The 18,918-nt window shown below is 47.5% G+C and carries 16 protein-coding genes; 10 read left to right on the top strand and 6 right to left on the bottom strand.

Annotation, left to right across the window (positions count from 1 at the left end):
- Window positions 1-11: 11 nt before the first annotated feature.
- Window positions 12-710 (bottom strand): response regulator transcription factor, encoded by a 699-nt coding sequence (locus NFS35_RS21575; protein ID WP_004064254.1) that lies wholly within the window; start codon window positions 708-710, stop codon window positions 12-14.
- Between the two features lie 190 nt (window positions 711-900).
- Between NFS35_RS21575 and NFS35_RS21570 the strand changes: the two genes are divergently transcribed.
- On the top strand, window positions 901-1,260 hold the full coding sequence (locus NFS35_RS21570; protein ID WP_036626676.1) for a helix-turn-helix transcriptional regulator: 360 nt from the start codon (window positions 901-903) through the stop codon (window positions 1,258-1,260).
- A gap of 287 nt (window positions 1,261-1,547) precedes the next feature.
- On the opposite strand, the gene NFS35_RS21565 is transcribed toward NFS35_RS21570, so the two are convergent.
- The gene (locus NFS35_RS21565; RefSeq protein WP_004064250.1) at window positions 1,548-2,555 is read right to left on the bottom strand and encodes a PDDEXK nuclease domain-containing protein; all 1,008 of its coding nucleotides are present in this window, start codon (window positions 2,553-2,555) and stop codon (window positions 1,548-1,550) included.
- Between the two features lie 479 nt (window positions 2,556-3,034).
- Between NFS35_RS21565 and NFS35_RS21560 the strand changes: the two genes are divergently transcribed.
- From NFS35_RS21560 to NFS35_RS21545, 4 genes are read left to right on the top strand one after another with little or no spacing between them, the layout of a single operon-like run.
- Window positions 3,035-3,295, top strand: coding sequence for a hypothetical protein (locus NFS35_RS21560; RefSeq protein WP_251209133.1), 261 nt, complete (start codon window positions 3,035-3,037; stop codon window positions 3,293-3,295).
- Window positions 3,292-4,128, top strand: a complete 837-nt coding sequence (locus tag NFS35_RS21555) for a hypothetical protein (protein ID WP_251209132.1) — start codon at window positions 3,292-3,294, stop codon at window positions 4,126-4,128. The genes NFS35_RS21560 and NFS35_RS21555 overlap by 4 nt, the downstream gene beginning before the upstream one ends.
- Window positions 4,121-4,738: a Dph6-related ATP pyrophosphatase gene (locus NFS35_RS21550; RefSeq protein ID WP_251209131.1), complete on the top strand. Its 618-nt coding sequence runs from the start codon at window positions 4,121-4,123 to the stop codon at window positions 4,736-4,738. Before NFS35_RS21555 ends, NFS35_RS21550 begins: the two co-directional genes overlap by 8 nt.
- Before the next feature lie 58 nt (window positions 4,739-4,796).
- The gene (locus NFS35_RS21545; RefSeq protein WP_251209130.1) at window positions 4,797-5,942 is read left to right on the top strand and encodes a nucleotidyltransferase family protein; all 1,146 of its coding nucleotides are present in this window, start codon (window positions 4,797-4,799) and stop codon (window positions 5,940-5,942) included.
- Here NFS35_RS21545 and NFS35_RS21540 read toward each other — a convergent pair.
- From NFS35_RS21540 to NFS35_RS21530, 3 genes are all read right to left on the bottom strand, one after another.
- Entirely contained in the window at window positions 5,907-6,281 is a 375-nt protein-coding gene (locus tag NFS35_RS21540; protein ID WP_330640402.1) for a macro domain-containing protein, read from the bottom strand. The genes NFS35_RS21545 and NFS35_RS21540 overlap by 36 nt on opposite strands.
- A 34-nt stretch (window positions 6,282-6,315) precedes the next feature.
- Entirely contained in the window at window positions 6,316-7,521 is a 1,206-nt protein-coding gene (locus NFS35_RS21535; protein ID WP_251209129.1) for a MalY/PatB family protein, read from the bottom strand.
- Between the two features lie 150 nt (window positions 7,522-7,671).
- Window positions 7,672-9,015, bottom strand: a complete 1,344-nt coding sequence (locus tag NFS35_RS21530) for a replication-associated recombination protein A (protein WP_251209128.1) — start codon at window positions 9,013-9,015, stop codon at window positions 7,672-7,674.
- Between the two features lie 266 nt (window positions 9,016-9,281).
- Here NFS35_RS21530 and NFS35_RS21525 point away from each other — a divergent pair, with 266 nt between their 5' ends.
- The gene (locus NFS35_RS21525) at window positions 9,282-10,922 is read left to right on the top strand and encodes a hypothetical protein (protein WP_251209127.1); all 1,641 of its coding nucleotides are present in this window, start codon (window positions 9,282-9,284) and stop codon (window positions 10,920-10,922) included.
- On the opposite strand, the gene NFS35_RS21520 is transcribed toward NFS35_RS21525, so the two are convergent.
- Window positions 10,909-11,883 carry an AraC family transcriptional regulator gene (locus NFS35_RS21520; protein ID WP_251209126.1) on the bottom strand — a complete coding sequence of 325 codons (975 nt, stop codon included), beginning with the start codon at window positions 11,881-11,883 and terminating at the stop codon, window positions 10,909-10,911. The two genes, NFS35_RS21525 and NFS35_RS21520, sit on opposite strands and share 14 nt — an antisense overlap.
- Window positions 11,884-11,997: 114 nt before the next feature.
- Here NFS35_RS21520 and bglB point away from each other — a divergent pair, with 114 nt between their 5' ends.
- From bglB to iolG, 4 genes are all read left to right on the top strand, one after another.
- A complete protein-coding gene (bglB, locus tag NFS35_RS21510) occupies window positions 11,998-13,701 on the top strand; it encodes a beta-galactosidase BglB (RefSeq protein ID WP_330640401.1) in 1,704 nt (567 codons plus the stop codon).
- Window positions 13,694-16,687: an alpha-mannosidase gene (locus NFS35_RS21505; RefSeq protein WP_251209125.1), complete on the top strand. Its 2,994-nt coding sequence runs from the start codon at window positions 13,694-13,696 to the stop codon at window positions 16,685-16,687. Before bglB ends, NFS35_RS21505 begins: the two co-directional genes overlap by 8 nt.
- Window positions 16,687-17,586, top strand: a complete 900-nt coding sequence (gene iolE, locus NFS35_RS21500; protein ID WP_251209190.1) for a myo-inosose-2 dehydratase — start codon at window positions 16,687-16,689, stop codon at window positions 17,584-17,586. Before NFS35_RS21505 ends, iolE begins: the two co-directional genes overlap by 1 nt.
- Before the next feature lie 138 nt (window positions 17,587-17,724).
- A complete protein-coding gene (iolG, locus tag NFS35_RS21495; protein ID WP_251209124.1) occupies window positions 17,725-18,735 on the top strand; it encodes an inositol 2-dehydrogenase in 1,011 nt (336 codons plus the stop codon).
- The last annotated feature ends 183 nt before the right edge of the window (window positions 18,736-18,918 follow it).

The following is an 18,918-nucleotide window of genomic DNA, read 5'->3' as shown; positions in this document are numbered from 1 at the left end:
TTCTCTAAGGATTAGCCCTGCATTTTGAAACCGAGGCCCCAAACCGTCTGAATATACTTTTCCTCTGGATTGACCTTGGCAAACTTCTTGCGGAGATTTCCAATGTGGACATTGATTGCATTATCGTCCCCGATAAAATTTTCATTCCACACGCTTTCAAAAATATTGTTCTTTGTGAATACCTTTGAGGGCGAGGACATCAGAAGTTGCAAAATCAGGTATTCATACCGTGTCAAAGTAATGGGGGTATTCCTGATTTTAGCCTCCATAGCTTCTGTATCAAGGGACAAGTCCTTAAAGCGAAGTATTTTGCTATTGTTGGGGGTAGTAGACTTCTGAAAGCGCCGGAGCACTGCTTCAATCCGCACCAGCAGCTCTTGATTGTCGAATGGCTTTGTGATGTAATCATCTGCACCATTTCGTATGAGGTTCACTTTGCTGTCTATATCCGTTTTAGCGGACACACCGATAATCGGAATATCCATCGTGCTTTTCATCTTTTCCAATACTGTTTCCCCCGGTATGCCGGGCAGCATTAAATCAAGTAAAATTAAGTCAAAAGTGCCTTTCTCAATCAACAGAAGCGCCTCGCTTCCAGAATATGCAGAGGTTACGCAATAACCATGTTGGGTCAAAAGCCGCTTCGTCATATCATTGAGCAGCACATCATCTTCAATAATCAGAAGATGTGGGTGTGTTCCAGTTTCCATACTATTATCTCCTTATCATTTCTCAGATTTCCGAATTAAAGCTCACATATTATTTTAATTATACCGTCTCTGTTGCATTAGAGCAAGGCAGAACCACTTTTGAAATGAAACAAAATACTACCTTACATCAAATTTGATTACATTCTCATAACCTGACCAGAAATGTAGAATGATATAGGGTGATATGAGAATGAACCAAGATGAAAGAAGGTTTGACTTTCACGGCCTCGGGGCAGCTCTCAAACGAGCCAGAGAAGAAAAGGGCTGGACACAAGCCTATGTTGCGGAATTAGTAGACCGCGACTCCCGTACCATTATGAATATTGAGAACAAAGGTCAATATCCCAGCTTCGACCTTTTTGTTAAACTCATTACCATGTTTGACGTTTCAGTTGACCAGTTTATTCATGCGGACGGAGGGGCAAGGTCAAGCTCTTGCAGAAAGCACATTGATGTGCTTCTAAACTCCATGAATGAAAAAGAGCTTGTCGTGATAGAAGCCACAGCCGAGGGCATTAAGAAAGCCAGAGAAACGGAGGTTCCAGAATAAGGGCCTCTGTTTTTTTGCGCCATTTTAGGGGCTGCCGCTAAGTGGCAAGCAGTGCAACTGTGGCCACACAGTTGCTATTTTTACGTTCCGGCCTTCCGGCCAGAACGTAAAAATCTGCTTGTTGGGGAGCCTCCCCAAACCCGGCTTCGGGCCAACATGGCCCGAAATGTCAGCGTCGCGTTGCTCCTTATATTAGCTTGAGGTTATAAAAATAGCAGAGGCTCATTATAATCCCCTGCTATTTCTGTACTAACATAATAAATTGATTTTTTGAAAAACTCTCAACGTCATTGAGAGTTTTTATCCTCATCCACCATTTCCGTTAATTCCTCAAGTTTCTTTTGTAAGATTTCCTTGCTGATTAGTTTCGTCCTATATTCGGAAATCATGGTTGGACTCATATTCCGGCTCAGGGCATATTCAACAACGTCCTCGTCCTTACTCTTGCAAAGAATAATGCCAACGCTGGGATTTTCGTGGGGCTTCTTTACATCCCGGTCTAACGCTTCAAGATAAAACTGCATTTTTCCCAAGTATTCCGGTTTGAAATCATCAATTTTCAACTCAATTGCAACAAGGCATTGTAGCTCCCTATGAAAAAAGATTAAATCCGTATAATAGTCGTTCTTTCCTACTTGAAGATGATATTCTTCTCCCATAAAAATAAAATCCCTGCCAATTTCCAGTAAAAATTTTTTCATGTTCTTCAAAATGGCCTTTTTCAAATCATATTCCCTATAAGGCTCGGGCAGATCTAAAAACTCCAACATATACATGTCTCTGATTATGTTCGCAGGCGCAGCATGGGATATGGCGGAAGGCGCTTTACCGTCTGATAGCATTAAACGCTCATAATATCCGCTGTCAATCTGCCGTTCCAGTTCTTTTGCTTTATACTTTTCCCGAGAGGCCAGCTTCAAATAGAATAATCTCTCTGCATCCGATTTTGTCTTTGACATGATATGCAAATTATTTGACCATGTATTTTCTCTTAGCAGAGTTCCTAACTCTGGCTTGTCACAATAAGTTTCAAAGAACTGCTTCATGCGCCAGATATTCTGTGGGGAATAGCCTCTAATCCCTGGTTCCTGCGTCAGAATGTATTCAGAAAGTGCCTTTACGGTAGAACGTCCCCAGCCATCCTGTACGGCCTTATTGGAAACAAATTCTCCAATTCCCCAATAAAGGTCAATCATTGTGGCATTCACTTGATAGGCAGCTTTCCGGCGGGCATCTGCTATCATTTGCAGAATGGCATGAAAATCACTTTGATAGTTTAATGCTAAATCGTCCATACATTTCCCTCGTTCCGATAGTCTGTTGGGATAATTATATCATGGAATATGCTCAGGATGAAGATATATTTTTCCATTTAGAAAATATGTTATACCAGCTTAGTTTAAATTTTAATACCTTAGTGTTACGAAATACTTCATAAAACAAGAGGCAAAGGTATAAAAATACTCAGCCTTTGGAAACCACGCAGATAATGCTTGAAACTAAACGGCTTCTATATGGCCAAATCGTAACAGCCATACTCCCTTTTTAATCATTTTTACCAGCTGGAAAAGAATATTTGGTTGGAATTCAAATATGTCAGTGTCATATTCAGCTTATCAACCTTCGGGCCAACTTGGCTCGAAGCTGGAGCATGTAATCATTACATTTCAGAAAAGTGAAATACCGCTCTTTGGAAGAGCGGTAGAAGTTGTAGGTTGGCAGTCCATTTTTATTGTAATCCTTTGTACACTGAAGCAATAGAAAGGATAGAAAAATGAAACTGTTAGATAAAATAGAATGGACGGTACAGGGAGATGAAATTTTGATAGTTAATACAGCTACTAATAAAATTTATACAGGCAATTTAAGTGTGAAGATGATATTGGAAGAAATTATTGAGGGATGCGATGACGAGGATATGCTGATTGAAAGGATTATGTTAAAACTGGATGGTGAAAGGGAGGAAATGGATGCCATAAAAAAGGATATTAGTGAGACGGTTGCTTTCTTTCGAACAGAAGGAGTTGTTGAATGACTGAAAAAATCCTTTTGACCCAAAAGGGTAATAGATGGGTATCATGTGAGGAATCCCTGAAAAATTTTAATTTTTCAAATAAGAAGTTTGAAAGTATAGAAAATATAAAAGCAGATTCAGATTTTTTTGAAATAAATATAGAGAATGCTTGTGTATTTAGATATATATTCAGTAGACATACATTCGAGTATGATATATATAGAAAAATTAGTGAGGAAGCGTGGAAAGAAATCCTGACCCGATATATATTGCCAATATGCTTTTGCGACATGGGGTGGCTTGTGTTACATGCCACTCAAATCGCTTCTCAAAATACGGGGTTTTCGTTTATGATTTTAGGGCCGTCGGGGGTGGGAAAGTCAACGCTAACTTATGATTTTTTTAAAAGTGGTTATGAAGTATTATCAGATGATATGGTTGTATTGGATAGAAGATGCCAATCAAGGTGGTATAATCCGTATGTTAAATTAACAAAAGATGCGTGTAACCATTTTTCTGTCCGGTACACGGAAAAAACCAATAAAGAAAGAATACTGATATCGAGAACTTATTTAGAAAAACAAACAGAATGTCGCAGACTCTTTATTTTAGATCCAGTGGATGAAAGGAAAAGAGAGATTGAAATCATGCCAATTATTGGGTTGAACAAAATTATAAAATTATATCCAAGCTTTTATAATAATGACATTATATCCCCTGAGATAAGAAGAAAACAAATGAGTAGGTTGATGGAAATTAGCTCTCAACTGGATGTTTATAGGATTCATTATGAGAAAAAGTATGAGAATATAAAGAATATTAAAGAGGCGATTAGGGGAGTCCTATATGAGTGACTATGCAGTATTTTGGAGTGGAGGAAAAGACGGCTGTTTAGCAAATAATGTGTATTCAAAGTTAGGAAACAGGTGTAAAAAGTTGATTGTGTTTGTAGAAAAATATGAGTCAGAAGAGTTTATTTCAAAAAGATTCTTGAATGAGCAAAGCAAAAATTTAGGAGTTCCAATCGAAATATATGAGGATATTACATATGGAGAATTTGTTTTACAAGCGGTAGAAGCATGTAGGAAAGATGGAATCTTTCAAGTGGTGTTCGGGGATACTAAACGGATTCCTCAGATGATATATAAAACAGCAATATGTTTACGTAATAAAGTAACTCCGGTGTTTCCGTTAAGTACATATACTGAAGAACAACTTGCTCGAATGTATATTGATATGGGGTATAAGATTATTGTCAGTAGCTATAAAAAATCTAGTTTTGGGAGAGATGTGTTGGGAATTGAGTATACGGAGGAATTTTTGCATTATCTTAGGAGGACGGGTAATAGTCTTATTGGTGAGAACGGAGAGTTTCATACAATAGTGGTAAACGGCCCGGATTTTTTTCAGAAGTACCCTATCAGTTTAAATGTATACAGAATACTCGTTTATTTTCGAATATGAAAATTGACTAATTTTTTGCATTGGAAACAGATATAGAAAAATTGGAAAAGGATAAATTATGCTCGGTGAAAGAGAAAAGAGGACAATATTGTCTTTGACGATTTGGGATGCATGTAACAATATTCTGGAAGAAGGTATAACAGATGAAGTATTAGATGCAATATTTAGGGAAGGGATGCTGAAAGTTGCATTGGTGAATGCAGAAAAGAACAGTGTGCTGATAAAAAACAAATCAGTACTACGTTTTAAAGCTATAACGGAACTTAGATACAAAAGCATTATAAATAATATGAATGATTTTTTGGCACAAATTGGTGACTATAATTATGTGAATTTTAAAGGTTCTGTTCTAAATCACTATGTTTATGAAAAAATAGGGTGTTACCGCTTGATGGGAGATTGTGATATCTTGGTTCACGAAAAAGATGCACTCAGCTTATATAAATTTGTGAAATCTAAAATTAAAGATGTGTATCTCACAGATAACGAAGATTTAGTTAAATATTATATTCATTACTTACAGCATTTGCCAGGAATAAGTTATCGGACATTCCATTATGAAATACATCATCGTTTAAATCAGCTTAATGAACCGTATCCCATTAAACATAAATATATGTTTATAGATACAGTAAAGGAAGGAAACTTTGTATTTCCTTGCTTTGGCATGTTTTTTATTTCAATGTGTCAACATGTTTTTCGACATGAATATTTTGAGGCAACATTCAAGTGGAGAAACATTTGTGATATTATCAATATAATATTAGTCTGCTCAATTGACTGGGAGAACATCAGTAAACTGGTTGATAAAGTGACATCGAAATTTGTTATGTTTTATGTTTTGACAAGAGCGCAGACAGTATATAAGTTTGTTGCTGGAATTCCGCTATTGTCAACAGATGTTATAAACTTGTTCAGCAGTGATCACGATAAAGAGTTAGATGATATTGTATTCAAGACATATCATCCAGAGAGTAATGGTTTCTACTATATAGGAAAATGGAGTCAGGGATATTTGGAGAGGCTCTTTAAAGGGGCGGTGAATGATATAAATAGAAATGATTTGGTTAGTATTGATTTTAACTACCAATTTGTTAGAAGAGTTCAATATGATAATATGATACGCCAATGCAAAGAAATTGGAGTGGACTTTGATTCCTTTAAAGATTCAGTGATTCCTGTTGAAAGTGGGATGCCAGAATAGGAAGTCCAGTTCATAGCACTTTGCTTTCTCCTTTGCCAGCAAAAGAGCGGTGCGGTAGCAGGAGATGAGCAGATTCCGCTCTCCATGTCCGCCTCCCCTCCAGCGGGGCCCTGCGGCGTGAATGACATATCTGCAGGGGAGTTTCCCGGCACCGGTGACTTTCGCGCTGCCAGTCTCGCACCCACCCAGCGTCCTACACTCAGCAAGCAACGTGGGCCCCGCGGCCTGATGGATGCAGCCGTCCACACCGCCCCCGCCCAAAAGCGAGGGATTGGCGGCGTTTACGATTGCGTCCACATTCATTTTCGTGATATCGTTCCTGACAATCTGAAGCGGCATTTATCTTCCTACCTTTCCGGCCCGTATCAGGGGCTCAGGCATTGAAAACATACTTGTCCAGTCTGGCGAAAGCGTCCTGCACCCGGGAGAGGGGCAGGGCCAGGTTCATGCGGATATGGCAGGGGCCGTGGAACGCCGTTCCGTCCTGCCAGGCCACGCCCACGTCATAGCCGGCCTGCTCCAGTTCCTGGATAGTCTTGCCGTGGGCCTCGCACCACTGCGTGCAGTCCAGGAACAGCATATAAGTGCCCTGGGGCCTGGAGACTTTGACGCCGTGGAAATGCTCCGCGATGTACGCGCAGGCGAAGTCCACATTGCCGGTGATGACCTGACGCAGCTCGTCCACCCATTCGTAGCCCTCGGGCTTATAGGCGCCAATCAGGGCGTACATGGAGAGGAGGTTCATGTTGTTATAATGGGAGAGGGAGGACTCCTTTTCCACCCGGTCTCTAAGGGCCTTGTTGTAAATGATGTGGTAGCTGCCCACCAGACCGGCCAGGTTAAAGGTCTTGGAGGGAGCGTAGACCGCCACAGTGCGGTTCCTTGCGTCCTCGCTGACGCTCTGGGTGGGGGTATGCTTATGTCCGGACAGGATGATATCGGACCAGATCTCATCGGAGACCACCATCACGTCATGCTTCCGGCACAGCTCCATGAACTGTTCCACTTCCCATTTCTCCCAGACACGGCCGCAGGGATTGTGCGGGGAGCAGAACACGGCGGCATGGATTCTGTTCTCCGTGATTTTCTTCTCCATATCTTGAAAATCCATGCGGTATGTACCGTTCTCGTCCAGGACCAGCGGGCTGTGGACGATATGGTAGCCGTTGTTGCCGATGCTGCCGGTAAAGCCCACGTAGGTGGGGGAGTGGAGGAGCACATTGTCCCCTTTGGAGCAGTATACGTTCAGGGCGCTGATGACGCCGCCCAGTACGCCGTTCTCATAGCCGATGCACTCTCTGGTCAGGCCGGTTACGCCGTTTCGCTTCTCATGCCATCTGATAATTGAGTCCAAGTATTCCTCCCGGGGAGAGAAATAGCCGTAGTGGGGCGCTTTTGTGCGGGCGATGATTGTCTCCGGCACGGTGGGCACGGTGGGGAAGTTCATATCGGCCACCCACATGGGGATAGCGTCAAAGCCTTCCTTTGGTCTGCCGGGGCAGTTCCCGATGCCCAGATTGTCTACCGCAATAGCGTCCATGCCGTTGCGGTTTATGATAGATGTAAAATCGTACTTCATCTTGGGTACATCCTTTCTGTTCTGTGATATTTGATATGTAAAAATCATGTCTTGAATAAGCCCATTATATCATGAAAGCATCTGCTGTGTCTATAATTATGGAGGCCCTGTAAGCTGTATTGAAAAGTGAGAGAAAACCTCGCATGGAATTCAGACCGATTCATCTCCCAGCCGGAACGTCCTGCTTTGCTCCAGGCGCTCTTTCCATATTTTTTCCGTCCCTTCTTCCGTGGGAAGATAATAACGCCTGTCCTTTAAACTCTCCGGCAGACAGGTCATCCGGGCGATTTTTTCCCTGGTATCATGGGCGTAGACATACCCTTCCCCGTAATGCAGCTCCTCCATCAGCGATGTGGGCGCATTGCGGATGTTCAGGGGGACAGGCTCCGCCAGCTGACTTCTGGCATCGATTTTTGCCGTCTCATAGGCCCGGTACAGGGCGTTGGAGCGGGGAGCCAGGGACAGATAGACCACGGCCTGGGTCAGGTTGAGGTTGCATTCGGGCATGCCGTTGAAATGGCAGGCCTGATACGCCGCCACGGCTGTCAGCAGGGCCTGGTTGTCCGCCAGTCCGATGTCCTCGCTGGCAAAGCGGATGAGCCTGCGGGCGATGAACAGCGGGTCCTCCCCGGCCTCCAGCATCCTGGCCAGCCAGTACACCGCCGCGTCCGGATCGGAATTGCGCATGGATTTGTGGAGGGCGGATATGAGATTGTAGTGCTCCTCGCCGTTTTTATCATATAGAAAAGTCTTCTTTCCCAGGCACTGCTCCAGAGTCTGCTCCGACACCGTGATGGAGCCGTCAGAAGAAATCTCCCCGTTCAGCACGGCCATTTCCAGCGTATTCAGCGCCGTACGGGCATCTCCATTGGCAAATGAAGCGATGGCGGACAGGAGCGCCTCCTCCATGTGGACGGTGCTGCCTCCGAATCCCCGTTTATCATGCAGCGCGTGGACGAGCATAGTGGTCAGGTCTGCCGTGGTCAGTTCCTTCAGCACGAAGACCTTGCACCGGGACAGCAATGCGGCATTGATCTCAAAGGAGGGGTTCTCTGTGGTGGCTCCGATGAGGGTGATGCTGCCTTTTTCCACATAAGGAAGAAAGGCGTCCTGCTGGGCCTTGTTGAACCTGTGAATCTCGTCCACGAAACACAAGGTGCGGGTGCCGTAGACTTTGGCCTCGTCCGCCTGCTTCATGATCTCCTTGATTTCTTTGATGCCGCTGGTGACGGCGCTGAAATTTACAAAGCTGGATTTCGTCCGGTTCGCGATAATCCGGGCCAAAGTGGTCTTGCCCACGCCGGGCGGTCCCCAGAATATCATGGAGGGAATCATGTCCCTCTCCAGCATCTGGCGCAGGATTTTCCCCTTTCCCAGAAGGTGGTCCTGGCCGATATAGTCCTCCAGGTTCTCAGGGCGCATCCTGTCCGCCAGCGGAGCGGGGAGAGACGGATTGTGTTCCGGTTGCATGTCGAAGAGGGAGAACTGCTCCATATTTGCTCCTTTCATGTCACGGATGGAGAAATCAAAATACTATTATATAAGGCCATTATACCATACCCGTTTCCCGGGATGCAAGATGCAGGACTCATGTGATTTCTGCATGGAAACAAAAGAACAAAAATTGCAATGTTTTTTTGATAAATTGACAAATAGCACATAGCTTAATTTTTTTACGAAAAGTATACTATCAATCAGATTGTTTCCGGCGCATTCTGGAAAGAAGCCTATTTATTCAATTTTGTGGGAGGAAAGGAATCATGAGACAGCATTATGAGAAAATTGTAAAGGGTAATGACCAAAGGGTCAGGAATGCCCTGAGGATTCAGGTGACTGATAAAAGCAGCCCCTATTACGGGGGATTTCCGGACGAAACAGATCTGATGGATGCGAAATATACAATTTATCGCGTTTATAATATGACGGGGGCCTACAGCAACAGCGGCAGCGAGTATTATAAGGATGAGAAGCTGGCGGAGCGCATTGTTCTCGCCCTTGATTATGTGGAAAGATATCAGCATGAGGACGGGCTGTTCGATCTGATTCGCTGTAACTTCCATTCTGCGCCCGACACGGCCTTTATCGTAAAGCGAATGCTTCCCGTACTGCATTATCTGAAAGGGATACAGCGGGATGAATGGCAGGAGAAGATTTATCAGAAGATGTACGGAATCGCAAAGAAGGCGGCCTATGGGTTGCTGGCCGGAGGTTTCCATACGCCGAACCATCGCTGGGCAATCGCATCCAATCTGATGGAGTGCGCGGAATTTTTCGCCGAGCCGAAATTTGCCCAGACAGCGCAGATTTATCTGGCTGAGGGAATCGACTGCAATGAGGACGGCGAGTTTGCGGAGAAATCCGCAGGCAATTATAACCGCATCAACAATGACGCGATGATCACAATAGGGAGATGCACGAAGGACGCTGCGTTTTTTGAACATGCGGTGCGCAACCTCCGTATGATGCTTACCTATATAGAGCCGGACGGAACCATTTTCACGGCGAATTCAACCAGACAGGATAACGGAAAGAGGGTCTATCCCAAGTATTACTATTGGGAATACCTGACTATGGGGGTGGAGAGGGATATTCCGGAGTTCCTGGACTTTGCAAATTATATTTTTAGACTGGTGGAGGAAAAACAGCTGTCAGCGCCGGATATACTAATCCACTATATGAACAGACCGGATTTGATTGATTTTGAGTGGGAAGGCTGCAGGCGGCCTGTGGATTTTGAGCGTGTGTATTCGGAATCAGGGATTGTCAGGGTGAGCAGAGGAGATATCAGCTATACCCTGATGAAAGGAAAGAGCAATTTCCTGTATTTCAGCACGCATTCTCTTGACGTGGCGGTGAAAATCGGCGGATGTATCTGTGAACACCGCGCATTTATCCCGGAGACGCTGGAAAAGACGGAGGACGGTTTCTTACTGACCCAGGTGATGAAGGGATGGTATTATCTGCCCTTTCAGGAAGACCAGGGCACCAGCGACTGGTGGAAAATGGATCACACGAAGAGAGACAGGAAATGGGGGCCTGATCTGACCATTGAGGTTCGGATTCGGGAAGTGGAAAGCGGTGTGGAGGTCAATGTGAAGCTCCGCGGCATAGAAGAAGCTCCATTCCGCGTGGAACTGGCGGTGCTGGGAGCCGGGAAAGCGGACGGAGATGCATTCAGTATGTATGGTCTGGCAGGAAAACAGATTCTGGTAAAGCAAGGGAATGTCCGTCTTTCCAACAGGATGGATGCCATTGATATCGGTCCCGCTTTCGGTGCCCATGGCTTCATTGAGGGAATCTTTGGCAGCGAGGCGAGCGACGACAGGAGCTTCACCATGTATTATACAGATTACAGTGAATTTAATCATACATTCTGCATACGCAGTGTCACGAATCAGTAGAAATTCCCGGGGGGGTAGCAGGGCTTTTGCTTCCGCTGACGTGCTGCCCTTCTCCCGCATGGTTCTTTCGGTATTCGGAGGGAGATTCGTTGCAGAACTTCCGAAAAACGCGGTTGAAGTGGGAAAAACTGGAAAAGCCGCATTCCAGAGCAATATCGGTGACTTTTTCCGCAGTGTTGAGCAAAAGGAACTGACAGTTACGGACCCTTACCCACTGGATATACTGGGTAAGGGTATATCCTGTAATTCTCTTGAACTGGTGGGACAGGTAATAAGGGCTCATGTACGATTCCCTGGCTAGCTCGTCCAGCGTCATATCTTCCCGGTAATGGGTGTGGATATAGTTGGACACAGAATAAATCCGTTCCGTAACCTTGTCGGTTATCTCATTCTTTTCATAAATATTGCTGTCCTGAAACTGGTTCAGGCAATAAAGGAAACGGATAAAAAGGCTGTGCAGTACAAGCTCTTTTGTTCCGGAGAGCTCCTGGGTGCTGAAGGCCCGTTCCGGTTGATCCTGAAAGGCCAGATTTACCATCTGGTTGATCAGGTCGGTAAGGATTCCCAGCTGTTTTTCAGGGAAGCGATAGATACGGGTATCGCTGTAAAAGGGAGAGAGGAGGTCATTATAGGAATCCCGGAATCCCAAAGCGTTTTCCGGATACATAAATGTGATGATCAGCCTTTTGGAAGGTTCCTTTTCCGGATAGCAGCTTTTGTGCAGCAGGGAAGGAGGCAGGAGCACGAAATCATGGCTCTCTATGGGGTAAGGCACTCCTTCCAGAAAGTGGATGGCGTTGGGGCTCAGAAGGATATGGATTTCATAGTAAGAGTGAAAATGCTCAAACTCCATGTTGACCTGGCTGGCCCGCTCATCGAAATCAAAAAAGTAAAACAGAGAGTGCGTCATATCGTTTATGATGATGAATTGCTTTTCATTGTACTGAATCGGCTGAATCATATAAAATCACCTCTCTATGGCAGAACATATTTTTATGTTCGGATATGCGTACCAAGATAAGTATATCAAAGCAGAGAAAAAGATGCAATAAAATAAAGCGAAAGGAATGGGAGTATGGAGAAAAGCAAAAAACTGATTATTTTTACGGATAGCGGGGATACCATTTTAGACGAGTCTACTCAGCAATATATGAAAGAGAAACCGGGAATCGTGTCGCAGGCGGATTTTATCGAAAATGCAGGGGAAGTGCTGGAAGAACTCCATCAGGCGGGCTATACCATTGCGCTGGTTGCCGACGGTGAGGAAGAATCCTTTCAGAATGTATACCGGTTAAACGGCCTTCGCCATTGCTTTGACGCCTGGGTGGTTTCGGAGACGGTAGGCGTGCAGAAACCGGAACGTCTCATGTTTCAGACTGCCATGGAGGCTCTTGGACTGAAGGATGAGGATAAAGAACGGATTGTTATGATCGGCAATAATCTGAAGAAGGACGTGGCAGGAGCGAACCGGTTCGGAATTGCCAGCATCTGGCTCGACTGGTCGCCCAGATATTTCCATTCATTTGAGGAGGAGGACTGGATTCCGGATTACACGGTGGCTCATCCTTCGGAGCTTCCCAAATTGCTGGCTGAACTGGAGGGAAAGCTTGAAAAGGGGAAATCCATTGGAACACGGGAGAATGGCTGTGAGGAAAAGGAGGGAGAGCGAATGGATATACATGGAAAAGAACTGCGGACAAAGGTCGATGAGAAGCTGAAGAAGCTGCTTGACGCGTTTTCGCCCATTTTGTATGAAGATGACGAACCTTTCCTGCAGAATATGAGGGAGAAAAAACATATTTCCGAGGAGGAATTGAAAAAGTATGCGCACTGGGAGTGGACGCAGGGTGTGGGATTGTACGGTCTTTGGAAACTGTTTGCCAGCACGAATGAACAGGCCTATCTGGATATGCTCACCAGATTTTATGACAATCAGCTGAAGATCGGATTCCCGGAGCTGAATGTGAATACCATGGCGCCCTATCTGACCATGTCCTATCTGGGGGAGTATCTGAACAGTGAAGTCTACATGGAACCCTGCAGACAGGCCGCAGAGTGGATTATGAAAGATATGAAGAGAACCAAAGAGGGAGGCATCCAGCATCAGACGTCGGATGATCTGAATGATGAAGAGCTCTGGGATGACACCCTGTTTATGACCGTATTGTTTCTGGCAAATATGGGCCGTATTCTGGACAGGGAGGATTATCGGCAGGAGGCGCAGTATCAGTTCCTGCTGCATCTGAAATATTTGCAGGATCCGGTAACCGGCTTTTGGTATCACGGATGGACATTCCTCGAGAAGAACAATTTCGCAGGCGCTTTCTGGGGAAGAGGGAACTGCTGGATCACTATAGCGATTCCGGAGATTCTCGATATGATTGAGATGCCCGTACCAGTCCGCCGGATCCTCAGGGAAGCGCTGGTCAATCAGGTGGACAGTCTGGTGGCTGTTCAGGCCGAAAACGGTATGTGGCATACATTGCTGGATGACCCTGCTTCCTATACGGAAGCCAGCGCAACCTGCGGTTTCGCCTACGGAATCTGGAAGGGCGTGCACACGGGGCTTTTGGATGAGAGTTATATCCCCGCCGCGGACAAAGCGCTGGAAGCGATTCTGGATTTGATTTCCGGGGAAGGCGTGCTGGGACAGGTATCCTACGGAACGCCTATGGGAAGAACCAGCAAAGACTTTTACAAGGAAATTCCCTTAAAGCAGATGCCTTATGGGCAGGCACTGGCCATCCTGCTCCTTGTGGAATGGAGGAAAAATGGATAACAGGACGATTTATCCCGGAAGACAGTGGAATGACCGGCTTGCCATTTGTGCACGGGAACTGCCGGAGCATTATTTTTCCAGGGTGCAGGCTCTGGAAGCGGCCGGATTTACAACCACAGACAGGCTTTCCCTCGAGGAGGCCGTACAGAGAGGGAAAAGGGACGCAAAGCCCATGAAACCCGGGACGGCATGGGGGGGAAACTGGGAGTACGGCTGGTTTTTCATAAACTGGACTGTGCCGGAAGCCCTGGCGGGAGAGCGGCTGATTTTTTTGCCGGGCGTGGGGGAAGAGATGCTGGTCTGGGTGGACGGTATGCCGGGAGGGGCCGTGGATAAAAAGCACGGATATGTCACGGCAGCCAAAAACGCCGCAGCCGGACAGAAAATAGAGATTGTCATGGAGTGCTATGCGGGGCACGGCCCCAGGCTGGAGGACGGCGGGTACTGCCAGGAGGGAAAACTGCTGTTTGACGAGACGGATGAGCCTCAGCAGATGATTCGCCCGTCTTTCGGGGCGGTATGGCAGGAGGACGTCTTTCAGGCGGCCATGGATTATCTTACGCTGTATTCTCTTTTGTCCCGGCTGCCGCAGAGGTCGCTGCGCGCCATGAAGGTGACGGAAGGACTGAAAAGGTTCGTAACGGCGGTGGATCTGGAATTGCCGGAGAAAGAGCTGATTCGGTCGGTAAAGGAGGCCGGCCGGGTATTAAAACCCCTGCTCGCTGCGGTCAATGGTTCCACCGCACCGGAATTTGTAATCTTCGGACAGTCGCATCTGGATCTTGCCTGGCTGTGGACGGTGGAAGAGACGAGGCGCAAGGCGGCACGGACTTATTCCAATCAGCTCGCGCTGATGGAGGATTATCCGGAATATCGTTTCTTTTTGTGCGAACCTCCGATTCTTGAGTATTTGAAGGAATCTTACCCCGAAATCTGGGAAAGGGTGAAGGGGAAGGTGCATAGCGGCCAGATCATTCCGGAGGGCGCAGTCTATGTGGAATGTGATACCAATATGCCCTGCGGGGAAAGTCTGGTGAGGCAGTTCTTATATGGCAGGGAATGGTTTGAGAGGGAGTTCGGGAAGGACTGTAAGCTGGCGTGGATACCGGATACTTTCGGCTTTTCCGGCGCCCTGCCGCAGATTATGAAACAGTGCGGCGTGGAGTACTTCGCGTCCCAGAAGCTGATTCGCCAGGATCCGGAGTGCGAACCTTTTCCGTACAATGATTTCTGGTGGCAGGGAATCGACGGCAGCAGGGTGCTGACGCACTTCTTCAAGGACTATAACGCCGCGTTTTCGCCGGCGGACATGATCAGGCGCTGGGAGGACGACCGTATACAATGCGAGGGCATGGACGGCATGATCTATCCTTTCGGCTATGGAGACGGGGGAGGAGGGCCTACCAGAGAGCTCCTGGAGACAGTGAGAAGATGTGCCGATCTGGAAGGGGCGCCCAGGACCAGATATGCGGATCCGGTATCTTATTTTGAGAAGGTACGGGAGCGGGGAACGGAAAACGTCTTTACCGGCGAGATCTATCTGGCATGGCACAGAGGCACCTACACGGCCCAGGCGAAGACAAAAAGGGGCGTGCGCCGGGCAGAGATCATGCTGAAAGAGGCGGAATACTGGGATACGGTGCGCGCGCTGTACGCCGGAAGCGATACAGGCCGGGAAAGGCTGAAGGAACTGTGGAAACGGCTTCTCTTCCAGCAGTTCCATGATGTGCTGCCGGGAACAGGAATCGCCAGAGTGCACCGGGAGGCAGAGCGGGAGCTGGAAGATATTTATATAGAAGGAGAAAGAATCCTGCAGGAATCTTTCTCTTCTCTGGAGGAATCGCTTCCTTTCCCGCGGGAAAAGTCCTGCGGAAAAGCACAGGAGGCTTCTGCCGGGGCGGATTCATGCAGGGCCGGACGGCGGGAGGACGGAAATTATTTCCTGTCCGGCAGCCGCCTGCAGGCGCGGCTGGACGGCAGCGGAAGAGTGGTCAGCCTGGTATTGGACGGAGAAGAGTTTGCCGATAAAGAGCATCCCATGAACAACCTGCGGCTCTATCGGAATATAAACGGTTATTACGATGCCTGGGAGATCGGAAGCATGTATGAGCAGGAGGAGGATACCGTCGCCGCACAGGAGTGGGAGACGGAACAGATCCTGTATCAGGGGAAAGAAGCGCTCAGGCTTACGGGAAAGCTTCGAAATTCCCCGTTTACCCAGACAATCTGTCTCAGCGAGGACGGTCTGGCGCTGGAATTCCACATGAGGATCGACTGGCAGGAGAGGCATCGGATGCTAAAGGTGGATTTTCCCTCTGCAGTCCGTTCAGGTCATGTGACGGGAGAGATCGCCTTTGGGGCTTGCAGCCGTCCCGCCACTGCCTCATATCAGTGGGAGAAGGACAGGTATGAAGTGTCCGGACACCGCTACAGCTTATTGGAAAACGGGAAATACGGCATGGCGCTCCTCAACGACAGCAAATACGGTTACAGCGCCAAAGAGGACAGGATTAGCCTGACGCTTCTGCGCTCGCCTTTGAAGCCGGACCAGCATGCGGATCAGGGAATCCAGGAATTCTCCTATTCCTGTTATCCGTTTCAGGGAGACAGGATACAGGCGCAGGTAGTGCAGAGAGGGATTTCCTTTAATCGCCGCGCCCATCTGAGAGCGGAAACGCTTGCCGCGGAGTCCGCGCTGGCGGAGCGGACAGGGCTTTTCCGGCTGACGGCGCAGGCAGAAAGCTGCCATGTGGTCACGGAGGCAGTGAAGCTTTCGGAGGACGGGAAAGGGAACGCGGTGATCCGTCTGTATGAGGCGTGCGGAGTCCCGCAGAAAGTATTGTTTACGCCCTTATTCCCCATCCGCGAACTGGAGGAGACCAGCCTGCTGGAAAAAGACGGAAAGAGACTGGATATGGAAGAAGGCAGCGTGCTTCTTTCATTTCGGCCTTTTGAAATAAAGACAATCATAATGGAGGTAAAATGATGTTTGAAGGAAAAAATGTAAAACTGGGAATCGCTCCCATTGCCTGGACCAACGACGATCTGCCGGATCTGGGCAAGGAAAACACTTTTGAGCAGTGTGTCAGCGAGATGGCTCTTGCGGGTTTTACAGGTTCTGAGGTGGGCAACAAGTACCCGAAGAATCCCGAGGTGCTGGGTGCGGCGCTTTCTCTGAGGGGAGTAGAGATCTGCAATGCGTGGTTCTCCACCTTTCTGATCAGCAAGCCCTATGAGGAGACGGAAAAGGGGTTTGAAGAGCATGTGGCTTTTCTTGCGAAAATGGGGGCTAAAGTGGTAGGGGTGTCCGAACAGAGCTACAGCACACAGGGAATCCAGACCCAGCCTGTATTTGAGGGAAAACATGTGATGAATGATGAGGAGTGGAAGCTGCTCTGCGACGGATTGGACCGTCTGGGCAAGCTGTCCCTGGAGAAGTACAAAGTCGCCCTGACTTTCCATCATCATATGGGTACGGTGGTGCAGACCGCTGCGGAGGTGGAGCGCATGATGCAGGGTACGGATCCCGCATATGTGAGCCTGCTGTTTGACACGGGGCATTTTGCGTACTGTGACGAAGATCCCCTCGCCATGGCAAAGAAGTACGCAGGCCGGATCGGACATGTACATTTAAAGGATATCCGCCCCGAAGTGGTGGCGCGGGTGAAAGCCGAGAAGATGAGCTTCCTGGACGGCGTGAGGGCAGGCGCATTCACCGTTCCCGGCGACGGCTGCATTGATTACGCCCCCATCTTTAAAGTGCTGGAGGAGAGCGGCTACGAGGGATATATGGTAGTGGAAGCGGAGCAGGATCCTGCAAAGGCCAACCCGCTGGAGTACGCTCTCAGGGCGAGAAAGTTTATCCGGGAGAAAACGGGACTGTAATAGAGCGGCATAACTTTGAAAACAGCGCTGAAAATGCGCGTCATGAAACTTATAAACATGGAAACTTATAAACATGGAAACTTATAGGCATGGAAACTTATAGGCACTTATAGGCATTGAAAGGAGACAACGATAAGCATGGTAACAGTAGGAATCATCGGCGCCGGGAGGATCGGCAAAGTACACACCAGGAGTATCTGCAATTTCGTGAGAAATGCAAAAATCAAGACCATCGCGGATCCCTTTATGAATGAGGAGACGGCTGCGTGGGCAAAGAGCATGGGCGTCGCCAATACGACAGAGGATTATCATGAAATCTTAAATGATCCCGAGATTCAGGCAGTGCTGATCTGCTCTTCCACCAATACCCATTCGCCCATTTCGCTGGAAGCGATCGCGGCGGGCAAACATGTGTTCTGCGAAAAGCCTATCGATCATGACCTGGACAGGATCAAAGAGGTGATCGAGGCCCTGAAAGGGAGCGATATCAAATATCAGGTGGGCTTCAACCGCCGTTTTGACCACAACTTTGCGGCCGTAAAGCAGGCTGTACTGGACGGAAAGGTGGGAGAGCCCCACATCATCAGAGTGACTTCCAGGGATCCCGAACCCCCTAGTGCGGAATACGCCGCAGTGTCCGGCGGTATGTTCCTTGACATGACCATCCATGATTTCGATATGGTCCGTTTCCTTGCAGGCTGCGATGCGGAAGAGATTTATGTGCAGTCGGCAGTCCTGGTGGATCCCGCCATCGGGGAAGCGGGGGACGTGGATACTGCAGTGATCACCCTGAAGATGGAGAACGGGGCCATCGCAGTGATCGACAATTCCAGAAAGGCCGTGTACGGTTACGATCAGAGGGCGGAAGTGTTCGGTTCCAAGGGTATGGCGGCAACCTCCAACGATACCCTTTCCAGCATGATCCTCTCCAATGCGGACGGCGTTACCGGCGAGAAGCCTTTATACTTCTTCTTAGAGCGTTATATGGAATCTTTCGCAAAAGAAATGGAGTGTTTTATTGCTGCCATTGAGAACGATACCGACACTCCTCTGGGAGTTGAGGACGGGTTAAAACCGGTTCTGATGGGGATCGCGGCGAAAAAGAGCGTGGAAGAACACCGTCCCGTGAAGCTTTCCGAAATCGGATAAAGCAGAAAACGCAAAATAGGCAATATTATTTAAGCGAAAACGCAAATGGCGAGTGGATAAGATGCACAAGAAAATGTAAAATACATGATGGAAATTGAGCAAAAAGAAGTCCAGCTAAGAAATGTCAATAGGTAAAACGAAAAATGTTTAAAAAGTTTTTTTCAAGCAGTTGATGTAAAAAAG

Source organism: Acetatifactor aquisgranensis (genome assembly GCF_943193215.1).
GTDB lineage: Bacteria > Bacillota > Clostridia > Lachnospirales > Lachnospiraceae > Acetatifactor > Acetatifactor aquisgranensis.
This window is presented reverse-complemented; position numbering and strand designations above follow the sequence as displayed.